Source organism: Gordonia sp. B8661-1, assembly GCF_059427765.1.
In genome coordinates, this window is the sequence record NZ_JCAHRL010000001.1 from 317,144 (window position 1) to 331,184 (window position 14,041).

Consider the following 14,041-nt stretch of genomic DNA (forward strand, 5'->3'; position numbering starts at 1 on the left):
CACGATGCCTGCCGTGACCGCCGACACCGTCACCCTGCCCCACCTGGCCGAACCCACCATCGCCGAGGCCGATCGCCCGGTGAAGTCCGTCACCCGCGGCCCGCGCGGCTACGAGGGCGAGGGCTTCCCCGTGGTCCGCGCCTTCGCCGGCGTCTCCACCGCCGACCTCGATCCCTTCATCCACATGGACCAGATGGGCGAGGTCGACTACGAACCCGGTGAACCCAAGGGCACCTCGTGGCACCCGCACCGCGGCTTCGAAACCGTGACCTACATGATCGACGGCCGTTTCCAGCATCAGGACTCCGCGGGCGGCGGCGGACTGATCGAGAACGGCGACACCCAGTGGATGACCGCGGGCTCGGGCATCCTGCACATCGAGACCCCGCCCGCCGAACTCGTGGACTCCGGCGGCCTCTTCCATGGCATCCAGCTGTGGGTGAACCTGCCCGCCAAGGACAAGTTCCTGGCGCCGAAATATCAAGGCCTCCAGGGACAGCAGGTCACACTCATCACCTCGCCGGACGGCGGCGCACTGATCCGCATCATCGCCGGCGACATCGGCGAGCACACCGGCCCGGGCAGCACCCACACGCCTATCACGGTGGCGCACGCGTCCGTGTCCCCCGGAGCCTCGGTCTCGCTGCCGTGGCGACCCGACTTCAACGCGCTGGTCTATGTACTGTCCGGGCGCGGCACCGTCGGCGCCGAGGGCCGCCCGATCGAGCAGGGGCAGCTGGCATTGTTCGGCAAGGGCGACCGCATCACCGTGGCGGCCGACGACTCGCAGGACTCGAATCGTCCCGCGCTGGAGGTGCTGCTGCTCGGTGGTCAGCCCATCCGCGAGCCGGTGGCGCATTACGGCCCGTTCGTCATGAACACCCGCGACGAACTCGTGCAGGCCATCGAGGACTTCCAGGCGGGACGACTCGGAGTCGTGCCTCCGGATGCACTGATGCCGCATACGTCGACGGGCCGATGACCACGGACCCGCGGGCGGCGGCCTGGCGCCCGTATCTGGAGACGACCACCCGATTGCAGACCATCCTCGACGAGGAACTGCGCGCGAACTCGGGAATGTCGTTGTCCGACTACAACATCCTGCTGACTCTGCAGGAGGCACCGGGCAACCGCCTGCGGATGCGCGACCTCGCCGAACGGATGATCTATTCGTCGTCGAGGCTGTCGTATCAGGTGGACACGATGACCCGGCGCGGCTGGCTGTGCCGCGAACGGGCCACCGAAGATCAGCGCGGCAGCTACGCGATCATCACCGAGGCCGGCCGCGCCGCATTCGCCCGGGCCGCGGAGGAGCATCTGCGGTGTGTGGACCGTTTGTTCATCGACGCGTTGACCCCCGAGGACGGGCGAGACCTGCAGCGCATCATGCACCGGATCGGCGAAGGACTGGAGAACCGATGAGCACCACCGTCATCCGCGCGGATGAGCGCTATCACTGGAACAACGAGTGGCTGGACTCCTGGCAGTCCTTCCCCGCACTGGGCAATTTCGACCTGACCGAACACGGACACGGCGTGCTGCTGACCCTCAACGACGATCGGGTGGACGCCGGCGAGGGCTTCGACACCCATCAGCACAAGGACATGGAGATCCTCACCTGGGTGCTGGAAGGGTCGTTGCGGCACAAGGACTCCCAGGGCGGCGAGGGTATTATCCGCCCCGGGATGATCCAGCGGATGACCGCGGGTCGCGGCATCCGTCATTCCGAACGCAACGGTTCCACACGGCGCGAGAACGTCCGCCTACGCGTCGTCCAGATGTGGGTGGCACCGGAGTACGCCGGCCTCGAACCCGGTTATGCGGAACGCGATTTCACCGAGGAGCTGGTTTCCGGCGACCTCGTGACGGTCGCCTCCGGTCTTCCCGCACATGCCGGCGGTCCGGCGATCACACTGGCCAATTCTTATGCGGCACTACATGTCGCGCGGCCGGAGCCCGGACATGCGGTGACGTTGCCCGCCTCACCGTACGGTCACCTCTACGTCTCGCGCGGCGGCGTCGACGTCGACGGCGTGGGTGTGCTCACCGAAGGTGACGCCGTTCGGTTCACCGACGCGACCCCCGCGACCGTGACGGGCACCGGGGACGATCCGGCGGAGATCCTGCACTGGGAGATGCACACCTCGCACGCGGATCGTCGCAGGGCGCGGTGATCAGCGGTTCAGCTGCGGGACCACCTCATTCGCCACCAGTTCCAGCTGATCGATGTCACTCAGGTCCAGTGTCTGCAGGTAGATGCGGCTGATACCGACATCCTGGTAGCGCGCGATGGCGGCGGCCACCTCGTCCGGGCTGCCCGCCGCACCGTTGACGCGCAGCTCACCGACCTCGCGTCCGATCGCGTCGGCGCGACGTGCGATCTCGGCCTCGGTGCGTCCGACGCACAGGACCAGCGCCGCCGAGAAGACCATCTCGTCCTCCGGCCTGCCGATGTCCGCGCAGGCCTCCCGGACCCGATCGAACTGTGTGGCAACCGTATCGACCGGCGCGAACGGCACATTGAACTCCGACGCGAACCGCGCCGCCAGCGCGGGCGTGCGCTTCTTGCCGGTGCCGCCGATGATGATCGGCGGGCCGGGCTGCTGCGTCGGCTTCGGCAGACCGGGCGAATCCGAGATCCGGAAATACTGTCCGGCATAGTCGAACTTCTCGCCGACCGGGGTCTGCCACAACCCGGTCACGATGTCGAGGGTCTCCTCCAGCCGGTCGAATCGCTCGCCGACGGGTGGGAACGGGATCGCATAGGCCTCATGTTCCTCGGCATACCATCCCGCACCGAGACCGAATTCGATACGGCCGCCGCTCATCTGGTCGGCCTGGGCGACCGAGATGGCCAACGGTCCCGGATACCGGAACGTCGCCGAGGTGACCAGGGTGCCGAGTCTGATGCGCGAGGTCTCCCGCGCCAGCGCGGCGAGCGTCAGCCACGCGTCGGTCGGACCGGGCAGCCCCTCGGTGTTCATCGCCAGATAGTGATCGGACCGGAAAAAGGCGTCGAAGCCCAGATCCTCGGTGGCCTTCGCCACGCGAAGCAGATCGTCGTAGGTGGCACCCTGCTGTGGTTCGGTGAAAATTCTGACGTCCATACCCGCCAAACTACGCACACCGCGCATCGGCTGCCACGCGCCGCCCACTCAGGGCAGCAGTGAAGGCTCCGATGCGGTGGACAACGTGAACACGGCCTCCACGATCTCGTCGTGACGTTCGACCTCGGCCTCCAGACTCCGCAACCGTTCGGCCAGTGCATGTTCGGCGAGATCACCCACCACATCGACGGCGGCCACCAGGTAGTACTGCACCGGCCCCACATATTCGACGTGCAGGTAGGTGACGCGTTCGATCGCCGGATGGTCGAGGAGTTCGGCGAGAATCCGCTTCCGGGTCACCGGCATCGCCGCCTGACCGAGCAGGAACTGGCTGTTCCGCCGGATCAGGAACAGCGCGATGAAGCCCAGGAGAATACCGACGAGGATCGAACCGATCGCATCCCAGACGGGCTGTCCGGTGATCTGGTGCAGCGCCATGCCCAGCGCGGCGATGGCCAGACCCGTCAGCGCGGTGGCGTCCTCGGCGAACACCGCGCGCAGGGTCGTGTTGGACGTACGACTGACGAAGCGCAGCGGATGCATGGCGAAACGACGGCCGCCGACCTTCGCCTGACGGACCGACTGGATGAACGAGATCCCTTCCAGCACCGCGGATATCGCGAGCACGATGTACCCGATCAGGTAATTGGTCTTCTCCTCCGGCGCGGTCAGTGACGTGATGCCGTGCATCACCGACACCACGGCACCGACCGTGAACAGACCGAAGGCGGCGAACATCGACCAGATGTAGGTTTCCCGCCCATATCCGAAGGGGTGCGCGGCATTTCGGCCCCGCGCGCCCCGACGTTCGGCGATGATCAGGAACACCTCGTTGCCCGCATCCGCCCAGGAATGCGCCGATTCCGCCACCATCGACGCCGAACCGGTGATCACCGCGGCGACGGACTTCGCCACCGCCACGAGAACATTCATCGCGAAGGCCAGCGCGACGGTGACCATCGAATCTCCGCCGCCGGACTTCTCGGGTTTCGGCCCGAACCGCGGGCCGTCGCCCGCGAGCGACTGCTCGTCGGGATGCTGCTCGGCCGCGGTCATGACGGCAGAATCCCGCGCAGGTACGCGGCCTGCCCGACGTGCTGGGCATTGTCGTCGACGATGCTGACCAGCCGAACCCCCAGTGTCACCGGCGGATTCCAGTTCTCGTCGACGATCCGGTCGAGTTCCTCGTCGGTGAGGTCGGCGAGGTATCCGACGGTGACGCGGTGCGTCGCGTCGTAATAGTCGAGGAGATCGGCCGCGTCCGCGACGACCTTGCCGACCTCGTCGGGCGACTGGCCGTAGCCGGTCTCCGACGCGGGAAACGGGAGACCGAACCTGTCATGGAAGCCCGACGCCGTCCAGACCTCCTCAGTCCCGGCGACATCGGCGATCTGGGCGTCCTGGACCCGGGTCAAGTGCCAGATCAGCCAGGCGATGCTATTGGCCGTCGGGGTGGGCCGGGCCGTCAGGTCGCCTGCGGGAATGCCGTCGAGAACGGCGTGCACGTTCTCGGCGACGCGGTCGATGCCGTCGATGAATACCTCGGTGGAACGCATGCCTCTACTTGTACGCGTCCCGAACTACTCTGTCTCGACTCTGCCCGATGTGTCCCCCGAAGGGCGCAGCAGAAGTTCTGTGCGAGCGGCAATTCCTAGATTCTCGGTGCGCGCAAACCTGGTGACCCGGCAGTCGCCTACGCAGGATTCCTGCGTGCCTGAACTCACCCCGCAACAGCCCGCCGCGCGGCGACAGATCCGTTTCAACGCCTTCGACATGAACTGCGTTGCGCACCAGTCGCCCGGCCTGTGGCGCCACCCCGACGACCGCTCCTGGGACTACAACACGCTCGACTACTGGGTCGATCTGGCAAAGCTCCTGGAACGCGGCGGCTTCGACGGCCTCTTCATCGCCGACGTGCTCGGCACCTACGACGTCTACGCGGGCAACGACGAGGCCGCGATCCGCCAGGGCGCGCAGATCCCGGTGAACGATCCACTACTGCTGGTGTCGGCGATGGCCCATGCCACCGAGAACCTCGGCTTCGGCATCACCACCGGCACCGGCTTCGAACACCCCTATCCCTTCGCCCGCCGGTTGTCGACGCTCGATCACCTCACCCGCGGCCGCCTCGGCTGGAACGTGGTGACCGGTTATCTGCCCGCCGCGGCCCGCAACATGGGCGACGAGCAGCACCTCGAGCACGATGCGCGCTATGACCACGCCGACGAGTACCTGACCGTTCTCTACAAGCTCTGGGAGGGGTCGTGGGAGCGCGACGCCGTACGCCGGGATCGCGCGGCCGGTGTCTTCGCCGACCCGGAGAAGGTGCACCATATCGGCCATCACGGCGAGCACTTCACGGTGCCCGGCATTCATCTGTCCGAGCCGTCCCCACAGGGCTCGCCGGTCATCTACCAGGCCGGTGCCTCACCGCGCGGGCGGCGATTCGCCGCGGAGAACGCCGAGGCGATCTTCGTCGCGGCACCCACGAAGGCCATCCTCAAGGAGATCGTCGCGAAGACCCGCGAGGAACTGGTCGCCGCGGGGCGCGGGCCGTATGACGCCCGGATCTACACGCTGCTGACCATCATCACCGACTCGACACCGGAGGCGGCGCGCGCCAAGGCCGCCGAATACCAGCGGTACGCCAGCGACGAGGGCGCCCTGGTCTTCATGTCCGGCTGGATGGGTATCGACCTGTCCGCCTACGAACTCGACGAACCGATCGGCAACGTCGAGAGCAACGCCATCCAGTCCGCCGTGGCCGCCTTCCAGCAGGCATCGGAATCCGGTGACGAATGGTCGGTGCGCGACATCGCCGCGTGGGGCGGCATCGGCGGAATGGGGCCGGTGCTGATCGGTTCCGGCGACGAGGTGGCCGAGGCGCTGCAGGGCTGGGTCGACGACACCGACGTCGACGGGTTCAACGTCGCCTACGCCGTCACGCCCGGCTCCTTCGAGGACATCGTCACCCATGTGATCCCGGCCCTGGAACGCCGCGGACTCTACGACCGCGACTACCTGCCGGGCACGTTGCGGCACAAGCTGTTCGGCCGCGGCGATCAGCTCCCGGAGAATCATCGCGGCGCGGCATACCGGGTCGGCGGCCCCCTCTCGACGATCGACGACTCGATCCGCTACGCGGGCAGCGTGTCCCGATGATCGAGGTCGAACATCTGACGAAGACCTTCGACGCCGGCCGTGAGTCGTCGACGGTGGTGCTCGACGACATCTCCTTCACCGTCGACGCGGGCGAGATCTTCGCCGTCGTGGGGCCGAGCGGCGCGGGCAAGAGCACCCTCGCGCAATGCCTGAATCTGTTGCAGCGCCCCACCTCCGGGCGCGTCGTGGTCAACGGCGAGAACCTCACCGAACTGGACTCGGCCGCCCTGCGCGCCGCACGCCGCCGCATCGGCACCGTCTTCCAGTCGTCGAGCCTGCTGTCACGCCGTACCGCAGCCCAGAACGTCGCGCTGCCACTGGAATACCTGGGCGCCACGAAGGCATCGGTCCGCGCTCGCGTCGGCGAACTGCTGGACCGGGTGGGCATGGCGGACAAGGCGAGCAGCTACCCGCATCAACTGTCCGGCGGCCAGCGGCAACGGGTCGGTATCGCGCGCGCCCTCGCGCTCAAACCGTCGGTGCTGCTGTCCGACGAGGCGACCTCCGGCCTCGACCCGCAGGCCACCGAATCCTATCTGCGGCTGCTCGCCGACGTCCGTGACGAACTCGACCTGGCCGTCGTGTTCATCACCCACGAGATGGACACCATCGTGAAGATCGCGGACACCGCGGCACGGCTCGATCACGGCCGCATCGCCGAGCAGGGCCGACTCGTCGACCTGGTACTCGACCCCGATTCGATACTGGGACAGGCTCTCCGGCCCCGTGGCGCCACGGTGGCGCCCGCCGACGGACAGACCGTGCTGACCGTCACCTACCACTCGGTGGCGGTGCCTGCCGACTGGATCACCCGGATCGGGGGCCGGATCGGTGCGCCGATCTCCGTGCTGGGCGCGAATGTGCAGTCGGTGGAGGGAATCTCGGTCGGCGACTTCACCGTGTCGGTGCCGACGGGTGATGCGGGCGCGTTCATCGCCGCCGCCGGTGACCTCGGCATCACCGCCCGGCTCCGGGAGTCGATCACCGAGGGAGTCGCGGCATGACCCGCATCGACCTGGCCGCGATCACCGTGCCCACCAACGAGATCCCCGCTCTGCTGTTCCCGGCCTTCGTCGACACCGTGCTGATGGTGTCCATCGTCATGGTCGTCGTGCTGATCGCCGGTGTTCCTCTGGGCGCCCTCGTGCACAACCTGGCACCCGGCGGTCTCTTTCCGAACCGGGCGCTGCACACCCCGCTGTCGTGGATCATCAGCGTCGGCCGTTCGCTGCCCTTCCTGGTCCTGATGACCGCGATCATCCCGTTCACCCGGCTCATCACCGGTACGAACATCGGTATCGCGGCGGCGGTGGTGCCCATGTCCATCGCGGGCATCGCCTTCTTCACCCGCATCGTCGAGAACTCTTTGCGCGCGGTCCCCGCATCGGTCGTGGAGGTGGCCACCGCATCCGGCGGATCGAATGCCCAGATCATCTGGCGCGCACAGGTTCCCGAGGCGCTGCCGAATATCGTCGGCGGCCTCACCATCAACACGATCGCGATGATCGAATACTCGACCATCGCGGGCACCATCGGCGCGGGCGGACTCGGTTACGTCGCCGTCACCTACGGCTACCAGCGTTTCGACCACGGCGTCATGATCGCCACCATCGTCATCCTCATCATCACCGTCGCCGCCATCCAGGTGATCGGCGATGCCCTCGTCCGACATCTCAGTCCCGAGAAGTCACGGTCCGGAAGGTAGCACCATCATGTCCCAATCCACCGATACCCCAGCCGATCTCGGCGACAGTTCGCCACCCGGAACGCCCGGCGACGGAATCGAGATAGCACGCCGTCGGCGGTGGCCGATCTACACCGCGATCATCATCGTGGTCGCGGTGATCGCCGCACTCGTCGTCTGGCGCGCCTTCGGCTCGGACAGCAAGTCCCCCAACGAGACCGCCGGTGCCACACTCACCGTCGTGACGGCCGAGGGCAACGCCGCCGAGCAGGCACTGGTCGACTTCGTGGCCCGCGAGGTCGCACCGAAGTACGGCATCACGGTCGACTTCCGCGGCCTGTCCGACTCGAACACGCTGAACCGCGCGGTCTCCGACGGTGAGGTGGCGGGCACCATCTATCAGCACAAGCTCTGGCTCTCGCAGGTGTTGCAGGCCAACCCGGACTTCCGCGAGGAGGCGGCGACACCGGTCTTCCGCTGGGGCTTCGGCATCTGGTCGGACAAGTACCGCACTCCCGCCGACCTGCCGCAGAACGCGAAGGTCTCGCTGTACTCCGATCCGGCCAACGAGGCGCAGGGCCTGTGGCTGCTGGAACGCGCCGGACTGATCACCCTCAAGCCGGGCGTCGACAAGTGGAAGGCCACCCAGGCCGACATCGCGGCCAATCCGCGCAACCTGCAGTTCGTGCTGCTGGATTTCGCCGCGCAGTCGCGGTCGCTGCCGGATCTCGACGCCGCCGTCGGCTACACCGAGTACTACCTCGCCGCGGGCGCCGATATCGCCAAGCAGATCTACGCTCCGCCGGCCCCCGACGAGTTCGCCGGACAGCTCACCATCGGCTCGAAGTGGAAGGACACCGAGAACATCAAGAAACTGGTGGCCGCCTTCAAAGATCCTGCCGTGCAGGAGTACCTGCGCACCGACCCGAAGGTGAAGAACATCCTGCTGCCGTTGTAGGTCCCGGCGCCGTCCGTCGTGCCGGCACCCCGCTCCGAGGCCACGGAGTAGGGTGTCGGCGTGACGCCACCACGCCGCAGATCAGCCGGTCGCACATCCGCCGCCCCGTCGTCGGCCGGCCGGCCCTCCGCCGGCCATGGACACGGTCATTCGCACAATCTCTCCGAGATCCCGGCGATGCTGTCCCCGGTCGCGAAGTGGTTCGTCATCACCTGCCTCGTCATCATCGGCGCCGCGGTCGCGGCCGGTGCCGTCCTGTTGTGGCCGAGCAATGACGGCAACCACGCCATCCCGATGCAGTTCCGTTCGGCCGACGGCGGTTCGATCCGCACCGTCGACGGTGAGGTCGTCTCGCAGCAACGCGCCGAATGCCTCAATCCGTTGGTCGGCACCACACAGGACGACAGCACCTTCCAGGTGAACGGGGCCTCCCCGGATGCCGCGTGCATCCTCAACGTCGTCCGCATCAACAGCGGCGACGACGAGGGTCGCTTCACGCTCCTCGAGATCCCCACCAACCGTGCGCAGTCGGGCACCGAACCGGGCGCCGTCGCACCGTCGAAGGACGCACTCGATCGGCCTCAGGCGGGCCAGCCGACCCTCGCGACCGGCGACCCGATCCGGCTGTCCATCTCGCCGGCCCCGGACGGCACGTCGCGCTACACGTTCTTCGACTTCCACCGGCCTACACCCATCCTGATCTGGGCATTGCTGTTCGTCGCCGCGGTGGTGCTGGTCGCATCGTGGCGGGGCCTGCGCTCGATCATCGGCCTCGCCTTCGCATTCGTGGTCCTCGGCTTCTTCACGCTCCCGGCGATTCTCGACGGCAAATCACCGGTGGCCGTGGCCGTGGTGTCGTCGGTGGTCATCCTGTTCGTGGTGCTCTATCTCGCTCACGGCGTCAGTCTGCGTACCAGCTCCGCTCTGCTCGGCACGGTGCTGTCTTTGATACTGGCGGGTGTCCTGAGCTGGCTGGCGATCCACACCATGCACCTGACCGGCCTGTCCGGCGATCAATCGATGAATCTGCAGGTGTATCAGGGCAATATCTCGATGAGCGGCTTGTTGCTCGCGGGCTTCATCATCGGCACGCTCGGCGTTCTCAACGACGTCACCATCACGCAGGCCTCCGCGGCCTTCGAGTTGGCGGCGGCGGGCGAGCCGACCCGGCTCGCCACCTTCAAGGCCGCCATGCGGGTGGGCCGCGACCACATCGCCAGCACCGTCTACACACTGGTCTTCGCCTACGCGGGCAGCGCCCTGCCCCTGCTGCTGCTCTTCTCGGTGGCCCGGCAGCCGTTCGGTTCGCTGCTCACCACCGACGCCGTCGCGGTGGAACTCGGCCGGTCGTTCGTCGGCGGTATCGCCATCGCCTTGTCGGTGCCGCTGACCACGGTGATCGCGGCGGCCCTCGCGCGGCCCGCCGGAGCCGCCACATCAGCGGCCGACGATGCCGAGGATGCGCACGATCACCGGGAGCATGAGAAGCGCGAGCCGACGGTCCCGCGTCGCAGGCAGACCGCGGGTGATCTCTCCGCGCCGACGATCGATCCCGTCGAACGTCCGCGCACCGTCACCTCCACCGGACGTCACGCACGCCTCGACGACGACTGAGCTGCTGAAAACATCCTTCTCAGGACGGTCCGAGGGCAATACGCCCTTGGACCGCTCTCAGGACGATGTTTTCGGCAGCCGGGCTCGGGTGCGCGGTTCGGTCAGACGATCGGGCAGCGCCCCATCGGGAGCGTGGACAGGTTGCGGCCCAACCACTTTCCCATCGTGTTCAGCATCGAGATGCCGTCCCCGAAACGTCCGCTGCGCGGTTGTGCGGCCATGGACACCGAGACCTGACCGGTCGTGGTGGAGATGATGCCCAGCTGGCGGACCAGATAGCCGGGCGCACGGTCGTTCGCCGGACCCCAGCCACCCTTGACCGCGGTGACCGCATCGTTCTTCCGACCCAGTCGCGCGATCCCCCATTGCTGGTTGGGCGCAACGGAACTCATCAGCCGAATGACGTGTTCACTGTCCGGCAGGCAGGGCAGATGTGCGCCGAAGCGGGCCTGGTCGGCCAGTGCCCATGGGGTGTAGCCGGGGTACGACGCCGGTACATCGGCCTCCGAACTCACCCGGGTCCGGAGATCATGGCCTTCGCGCAGCACACCGGTCACGGCATCCACCGACGACCGACCCCCGCCGAGTGACCCCCAGAGGGCACCGGCCGCGTCGTTGTCGGAGAACGTGATCGCCTTGGCCTCATCGGCGGCCACGGCGGGGCCGAGCTTGCGGTGCGCGGCCAGGGACACCGGGACCTTCAGCGTCGACCAGGCCCGTCCGGTGCGCAGGTCACCGAGGACGATCGGCTTGTCGCCGCCCACCGGAACGATGACCATCCCCACCGCGCCCGGCGTGGATTTCCGCATCTTTTTCCGGAGCGTCGCGAACCCGCCTGCCAACTTCTTCTCCGGTGGCACCGGCGGGGTGAAGATCTTCTCCAACTGCGGGGGCAGCGGAATCCCGGGGATCAGAGGAGCCGCGGTCGCCTGCGTCCCACCGACCACCGAAAGACCGACGACCAGCACCAACAACGCACACGTGCGCGCGACAACCTTCTTCACTCCAGCCTCTCCTGTCGCATCAGTAACAGTCAGGCTAGGGCGACGACTCGCACTTCTGCACGTCGGAGACGGAACCGAGACATGCGTGTGAGCGAAACGTGACGGCGGCCGTCAGCCTGTGCAGCGCCCTCGCGGCAAGCGTGCGAGGTTCCGGTCGAGCCAGTTCGCAACCCTGTTCAAGGCCGCGATTCCCGTCCCCATGGAATCGGCCGCGGCATTCATCGCCACAGCCGTGGTCCGGCCGTCCCGATGCCTGATGATCGCGATCTGACGCACGAGGTATCCGCTCTGCTCCCCCGGCCCCCATCCGCCCTTGACGGCCGTCGACGCCGGGTTGCGCATGGATTCGACTCCCCACTGCTGATTCGACGCGACGCCTCCCATCAACTCCACCGTGCGGCGGGCGTTCGGCAGGCATTCCAGGTGCGCGGTGAACGTCGCGGCCGCAGACAACGACCATCGGGTTTGCCCGAAGATCGTGTAGCCGGCCCGGAGGCGTTCGGCCGGCACCACCGTCTGTCGATCATGCCCGGCACGCAGCACCGCGGTGACGGCCTGTGCGGCCTCCCCGGGGCCGCCGAGGGAGCCCCACAACGCCTCCGCAGAGTCGTTGTCGGAGTTCACAATTGCTGACGTCTGCGCCGGTGACGGCCCGTTCGACTGTTCGGCCGCCACCGAGAGCGGGACCTTGATGGACGACCATGCGACGCGCAGGGACCGGTCACCCAGGTTCAGAGCCCGTACCGCATCCCCTCCGCCCGGGGCGATCGAGATGCCGACCGATGCGGGCAGTGTCGCCGCAAGAGTCCGGAAACCGCGTACGAGTGCCGCCTCGGATGAGGGTGCCGCGGCCGGCGTCGGCACGGGCGCGGGCGCGGTGGTCGTCGCGGTCACCGTGACCGTCACCCGCGAGGGACGCGGCGGCGGCGAGTCGCCGACGGCGCAGCCCGACACCGCGACCGCGACCAACCCGACAGATGTCCATACCCTCGACCACCGCACACATCTCGGCGTTCCGGCGGCCCCGGGCCCGCGGTCAGTAGATGTAGACAACGGCGTCGTTGCCTCCCCGGCATGCCACCACGGCGCCCTCCTGACCACACGACATCGTGTACGCCGCTCCGGTGACCGCGCTGTAGGCGACAATCACCCGCGACGCCCCTTTGACTCCCGTCCGCAGATACTCGTCGCGGACCGCCACCGCGAACGGGCAACTTGTCACCGAATTACCTGCTGCGACCAGGGCCCCGCACGACACGGCACCGGCCGGAGGGCCCGGCTCGGCAGCGGGCTGTTGCGGTGGGGCCGCAGCCGGAGCAGGCACCGTCTGTGTCACGGTCTCGGCGGACGGATCCGATCGCTCGGCCGAATTGTCGGCACGGCTGCTCAACAGCCAATACCCACCGAATGCGAGTGCTCCGATGAGCAACACCACCAGCGCCCCGAGCAGCGCGGCACCCACTCCACCGATACCGCCACGGCGGGCCGCCGGCTGCGGTGGGGGTGGAGGAAGAGGGGCGCCATAGATCATGTCGGTGCGCGGCGGACCGACCGGAGCGGTCGCGTACGCGAGCCCCGGCTGATACGGAGCCGAGGCCACGGACATATCGGGGAGCGGCTCGGTCGGCCCGGTAGGACTGGGTTGTCCGAAAACCGACGACGCGCCCGGCGACGGTGGCGCGCCCCTGTCGAGTGACTGGCGCGCCGCCCTGGCGAGTGCGCCGGCAGAGGAATATCGCCGCGAGGGATCAGCGCGCATACCGCGTTCGACGACGTCACGAAACGCGTCCGGAATCCGTTCGTCGGCACCCGCGTCGGCGGACACCGAAGACGCTTCCGGCGAGCGTCCGGTCAAGCATTCGGACAACACGGCCGCGAGCGCGTACACATCGACCGATGGTGTCGCCCAATCAGTTTCGGTGCCGTCGCGTTCGGAATCCGGTGACGCAAGGGAACCGTCGGTCACGCCCGGGTCGATTCCGAAATCGACGAGGTAGGCGAAATCGCCGTCTGCCAGCAGAATGCATCGCGGCGACACATTTCGATGAATGAGCCCCTGACCGTGTGCGGCATCCAACGCCGCACCGGTCTGCTCGATGATCGACACCGCGGTCTCCGGCGCCAGTGGGCCCTGACGATCGATCCGCGACTGCAGCGTCTCGCCGTCGACGAACCTCATGTCCACATACAGCGAGCCGTCGATCTCGCCCCAGTCGTGAACCGGAATCACATGCGGTTCACCGAGACGCGCGGCGGTACGTGAATCACGCAGGAACCGTGCGCGAAAGTCATCGTCCGCGGTGAGTTCCGGCTTCAGCACCTTGAGCGCGACCGTGCGGTCACGTTCGGTGTCGACAGCACGGTAGACATCGGCGATCGGGCCGTGTGAGATCTGCTCGTCAATGCGATAACGCCCGAATCGATCCCCGATCCGGTCTGATGCTGCCATTGACCAAGAGTAGTTCTGTGCCCCATCACATACGGGGTATTTGTGCAGTTCTTACTACTTCCG

14 protein-coding genes are annotated in these 14,041 nt (G+C 67.4%); 8 read left to right on the forward strand and 6 right to left on the reverse strand.

All coding sequences use genetic code 11. The annotated features are described in order from the left end of the window. The first annotated feature begins 4 nt into the window (after nt 1-4). The 3 genes from AC4JJG_RS01480 to AC4JJG_RS01490 are packed head-to-tail and all read left to right on the forward strand — an operon-like array spanning nt 5 to nt 2,174. Nucleotides 5-982, forward strand: coding sequence for a pirin family protein (locus tag AC4JJG_RS01480; RefSeq protein ID WP_495399283.1), 978 nt, complete (start codon nt 5-7; stop codon nt 980-982). Beyond that, on the forward strand, nt 979-1,422 hold the full coding sequence (locus tag AC4JJG_RS01485; protein WP_495399282.1) for a MarR family winged helix-turn-helix transcriptional regulator: 444 nt from the start codon (nt 979-981) through the stop codon (nt 1,420-1,422). Before AC4JJG_RS01480 ends, AC4JJG_RS01485 begins: the two co-directional genes overlap by 4 nt. Continuing rightward, nucleotides 1,419-2,174, forward strand: coding sequence for a pirin family protein (locus AC4JJG_RS01490; RefSeq protein WP_495399281.1), 756 nt, complete (start codon nt 1,419-1,421; stop codon nt 2,172-2,174). The genes AC4JJG_RS01485 and AC4JJG_RS01490 overlap by 4 nt, the downstream gene beginning before the upstream one ends. Here AC4JJG_RS01490 and AC4JJG_RS01495 read toward each other — a convergent pair whose 3' ends face one another. The 3 genes from AC4JJG_RS01495 to AC4JJG_RS01505 form a co-directional block, all read right to left on the reverse strand. Further along, nucleotides 2,175-3,107 (reverse strand): LLM class F420-dependent oxidoreductase, encoded by a 933-nt coding sequence (locus AC4JJG_RS01495; RefSeq protein WP_495399280.1) that lies wholly within the window; start codon nt 3,105-3,107, stop codon nt 2,175-2,177. A gap of 48 nt (nt 3,108-3,155) precedes the next feature. Next, nucleotides 3,156-4,067: a cation diffusion facilitator family transporter gene (locus tag AC4JJG_RS01500; protein ID WP_495399636.1), complete on the reverse strand. Its 912-nt coding sequence runs from the start codon at nt 4,065-4,067 to the stop codon at nt 3,156-3,158. A gap of 92 nt (nt 4,068-4,159) precedes the next feature. Then, entirely contained in the window at nt 4,160-4,663 is a 504-nt protein-coding gene (locus tag AC4JJG_RS01505) for a mycothiol transferase (RefSeq protein ID WP_495399279.1), read from the reverse strand. Nucleotides 4,664-4,817: 154 nt separating this feature from the next. On the opposite strand from AC4JJG_RS01505, the gene AC4JJG_RS01510 reads away from it, so the two are divergent. From AC4JJG_RS01510 to AC4JJG_RS01530, 5 genes are all read left to right on the forward strand, one after another. Continuing rightward, complete coding sequence (locus AC4JJG_RS01510) at nt 4,818-6,269, forward strand: LLM class flavin-dependent oxidoreductase (RefSeq protein ID WP_495399278.1); 1,452 nt, start codon at nt 4,818-4,820, stop codon at nt 6,267-6,269. Continuing rightward, on the forward strand, nt 6,266-7,273 hold the full coding sequence (locus AC4JJG_RS01515; protein WP_495399277.1) for a methionine ABC transporter ATP-binding protein: 1,008 nt from the start codon (nt 6,266-6,268) through the stop codon (nt 7,271-7,273). The genes AC4JJG_RS01510 and AC4JJG_RS01515 overlap by 4 nt, the downstream gene beginning before the upstream one ends. Next, the gene (locus tag AC4JJG_RS01520) at nt 7,270-7,974 is read left to right on the forward strand and encodes a methionine ABC transporter permease (RefSeq protein WP_495399276.1); all 705 of its coding nucleotides are present in this window, start codon (nt 7,270-7,272) and stop codon (nt 7,972-7,974) included. The genes AC4JJG_RS01515 and AC4JJG_RS01520 overlap by 4 nt, the downstream gene beginning before the upstream one ends. A gap of 7 nt (nt 7,975-7,981) precedes the next feature. Then, on the forward strand, nt 7,982-8,911 hold the full coding sequence (locus tag AC4JJG_RS01525; RefSeq protein WP_495399275.1) for a MetQ/NlpA family ABC transporter substrate-binding protein: 930 nt from the start codon (nt 7,982-7,984) through the stop codon (nt 8,909-8,911). Nucleotides 8,912-9,088: 177 nt separating this feature from the next. After that, the gene (locus tag AC4JJG_RS01530; protein WP_495399635.1) at nt 9,089-10,525 is read left to right on the forward strand and encodes a YibE/F family protein; all 1,437 of its coding nucleotides are present in this window, start codon (nt 9,089-9,091) and stop codon (nt 10,523-10,525) included. A 101-nt stretch (nt 10,526-10,626) separates the two neighbouring features. Here the strand turns inward: AC4JJG_RS01530 and AC4JJG_RS01535 are convergent, their stop codons facing one another. The 3 genes from AC4JJG_RS01535 to AC4JJG_RS01545 form a co-directional block, all read right to left on the reverse strand. Further along, nucleotides 10,627-11,529, reverse strand: a complete 903-nt coding sequence (locus AC4JJG_RS01535) for a hypothetical protein (RefSeq protein ID WP_495399274.1) — start codon at nt 11,527-11,529, stop codon at nt 10,627-10,629. A 111-nt stretch (nt 11,530-11,640) separates the two neighbouring features. Continuing rightward, entirely contained in the window at nt 11,641-12,423 is a 783-nt protein-coding gene (locus AC4JJG_RS01540; protein ID WP_495399273.1) for a hypothetical protein, read from the reverse strand. 142 nt (nt 12,424-12,565) lie between these two features. After that, nucleotides 12,566-13,978, reverse strand: coding sequence for a serine/threonine-protein kinase (locus tag AC4JJG_RS01545; RefSeq protein ID WP_495399272.1), 1,413 nt, complete (start codon nt 13,976-13,978; stop codon nt 12,566-12,568). Nucleotides 13,979-14,041: the final 63 nt, after the last annotated feature.

Coding starts and splice junctions, on each gene's coding strand:
- AC4JJG_RS01485 (WP_495399282.1), top strand. CDS start 979: ATGACCACGGACCCGCGGGCGGCGGCCTGGCGCCCGTATCTGGAGACG.
- AC4JJG_RS01495 (WP_495399280.1), bottom strand. CDS start 3,107: ATGGACGTCAGAATTTTCACCGAACCACAGCAGGGTGCCACCTACGAC.
- AC4JJG_RS01530 (WP_495399635.1), top strand. CDS start 9,089: ATGCTGTCCCCGGTCGCGAAGTGGTTCGTCATCACCTGCCTCGTCATC.
- AC4JJG_RS01520 (WP_495399276.1), top strand. CDS start 7,270: ATGACCCGCATCGACCTGGCCGCGATCACCGTGCCCACCAACGAGATC.
- AC4JJG_RS01545 (WP_495399272.1), bottom strand. CDS start 13,978: ATGGCAGCATCAGACCGGATCGGGGATCGATTCGGGCGTTATCGCATT.
- AC4JJG_RS01505 (WP_495399279.1), bottom strand. CDS start 4,663: ATGCGTTCCACCGAGGTATTCATCGACGGCATCGACCGCGTCGCCGAG.
- AC4JJG_RS01500 (WP_495399636.1), bottom strand. CDS start 4,067: ATGGTCACCGTCGCGCTGGCCTTCGCGATGAATGTTCTCGTGGCGGTG.
- AC4JJG_RS01525 (WP_495399275.1), top strand. CDS start 7,982: ATGTCCCAATCCACCGATACCCCAGCCGATCTCGGCGACAGTTCGCCA.
- AC4JJG_RS01480 (WP_495399283.1), top strand. CDS start 5: ATGCCTGCCGTGACCGCCGACACCGTCACCCTGCCCCACCTGGCCGAA.
- AC4JJG_RS01490 (WP_495399281.1), top strand. CDS start 1,419: ATGAGCACCACCGTCATCCGCGCGGATGAGCGCTATCACTGGAACAAC.
- AC4JJG_RS01515 (WP_495399277.1), top strand. CDS start 6,266: ATGATCGAGGTCGAACATCTGACGAAGACCTTCGACGCCGGCCGTGAG.